Source organism: Streptomyces sp. NH27 (assembly GCF_056859195.1).
Genome location: NZ_JACEGK010000783.1, coordinates 1 through 2391, shown reverse-complemented (window position 1 = coordinate 2391; position 2391 = coordinate 1). Strand labels below are relative to the sequence as shown.

Sequence of the window (2391 nt, the reverse complement as noted above, 5' to 3'; positions counted from 1 at the left end):
CCCGCCGAGTCCGCGGGCGGCGGCTGCGGTGACGGCTGCGGCTGCGGCGACGCCCCAGACCCGTACGACCTCGACCCGCTGGAATGCGGCCTCGACCCGGACCTCGCCGCGCTGATCGTCGACGCCGGCCTGGACCCCGTACAGGTCGAGGACATCGCGCACATGGCGATCGAGGAGGACCTCGACCAGGGCGTGGACGTCACCACGGTGGCGACCGTGCCCGAAGAGGCGTTCTCCACCGGGGACTTCACCGCGCGGGAGGACGGCACCGTGGCGGGGCTGCGGGTCGCCGAGGCCGTGCTGTCGGTGGTGTGCACCGACGAGTTCGAGGTGGAGCGGCACGTCGAGGACGGCGACCGGGTCACCGCCGGGCAGAAGCTGCTGACCGTGCGCACCCGCACCCGCGACCTGCTCACCGCCGAGCGCAGCGCGCTGAACCTGCTGTGCCGGTTGTCCGGCATCGCCACCGCCACCCGCGCCTGGGCCGACGCCCTGGCCGGCACCAACGCGCAGGTGCGCGACACCCGCAAGACCACGCCGGGCCTGCGCGCGCTGGAGAAGTACGCGGTGCGCTGCGGCGGCGGCGCCAACCACCGGATGTCGCTGTCGGACGCGGCGCTGGTCAAGGACAACCACGTGATCGCCGCGGGCGGTGTCGCGGCCGCCTTCAAGCTGGTCCGCGAGGAGTTCCCCGACGTGCCGATCGAGGTCGAGGTGGACACCCTGCACCAGGTCCGCGAGGTGCTGGACGCCGGCGCCGACCTGATCCTGCTGGACAACTTCACGCCCGCCGAGACCGCCGAGGCGGTCGCCATCGTCGGCGGCCGGGCGCTGCTGGAGTCCTCCGGCCGGCTCACCCTGGACAACGCCCGCGCCTACGCCGACACCGGGGTGCACTTCCTGGCGGTCGGCGCGCTCACCCACTCGTCCCCGATCCTCGACATCGGCCTCGACCTGCGAGCGGAAGCGTAGAGGCGGATGCTGCTCACCATCGACGTGGGCAACACCCACACCGTGCTCGGGCTCTTCGACGGCGAGGAGATCGTGGAGCACTGGCGGATCTCCACCGATCCACGGCGCACCGCCGACGAGTTGGCGGTCCTGCTCCAGGGCCTGATGGGCATGCATCCGCTGCTCGGCGACCTCGGTGACGGCATCGACGGCATCGCGATCTGCTCCACGGTGCCGTCGGTGCTGCACGAACTGCGCGAGGTGACCCGGCGGTACTACGGCGACGTGCCGGCGATCCTCGTCGAGCCCGGCGTCAAGACCGGTGTGCCGATCCTGGTCGACCACCCCAAGGAGGTCGGCTCCGACCGGATCATCAACTCGCTCGCCGCGGTGCACCTCTACGGCGGCCCGTGCATCGTGGTGGACTTCGGCACCGCCACCACCTTCGACGCGGTCTCCGCGCGCGGCGAGTACGTGGGCGGCGCGATCGCCCCCGGCATCGAGATCTCCGTCGACGCGCTCGGCATGCGCGGCGCGCAGCTGCGCAAGATCGAGCTGGCCCGGCCGCGCAGCGTCATCGGCAAGAACACCATCGAGGCGATGCAGTCCGGCATCCTCTACGGCTTCGCGGGACAGGCCGACGGGATCGCCGAGCGGATGGCCCGCGAACTGGCCGACGACCCCGACGACGTCACCGTCATCGCCACCGGCGGCCTCGCGCCCCTCGTACTGGGCGAGGCGTCCCTCATCGACGCCCACGAGCCCTGGCTCACCCTCATCGGCCTGCGGCTGGTCTACGCCCGCAACGCCCCGCCGACCGCGTAGCGCCGCGGCCGCCCGCCGCCCCGAGGACCGTCACCCCGAGGACCGCCCCCGGTCCGAAGGCGGTCCACGCCCACCAGGCGACGCCCCCACGGCCCGAGGAGGCCCCGCCGACCGCGCAGCACCGCGGACGGCGCGGCTTCCCGGCGAGCCGCGCGGCGATACGTGAGGTTTGTCCGCTTAACGATTAATGTCCATGCATGCCAACGCCACATGGAAACCGAGGGGGAATGGCGTTCAGCGCGGACGAGGTGCGCGTGCTGCGGCGCGCGCTCGCGGAGGTGCTGGGCCCGCACAGAAGGGCGGGAGCGCCCACCCTGGTGGTCGCGCCACGCCCCGCGGAGCACGTACAGGACTGTCTGCGGCTCGCGGACGGCCTGGAGGACGCCGTACGGGAGGCGGGCCGGATGCGCGCCTTCCAGCTGGCCGAGCTGCACCGCTACCGCCTGGCGCTGCCCGGCGCGGCGAGCGGCTATCTGGACCGCCTCGCCACCGCCCTCGCCGGCGGCTACCTGCCCGGTCCCGACGACCTCGCCGCACTGCGCCGGCTGCGCGCCCTGCCCGGCGGAACCCTGGAGTACCACCGTCGCACCGCCCTGCTGCGCCGCTGCGAAACCC

The 2391-nt window shown here is 73.3% G+C and carries 3 protein-coding genes; all 3 read left to right on the top strand.

The features are described 5' to 3' along the window. On the top strand, window positions 1–972 hold a 972-nt coding region (gene nadC / locus AC13HU_RS35765), incomplete at its 5' end, for a carboxylating nicotinate-nucleotide diphosphorylase (protein ID WP_483046163.1). A gap of 6 nt (window positions 973–978) precedes the next feature. After that, window positions 979–1776 carry a type III pantothenate kinase gene (locus tag AC13HU_RS35760; RefSeq protein ID WP_483046162.1) on the top strand — a complete coding sequence of 266 codons (798 nt, stop codon included), beginning with the start codon at window positions 979–981 and terminating at the stop codon, window positions 1774–1776. Window positions 1777–2003: 227 nt separating this feature from the next. After that, the coding region (locus AC13HU_RS35755; RefSeq protein WP_483046161.1) for a hypothetical protein at window positions 2004–2391 on the top strand (388 nt) is incomplete at its 3' end.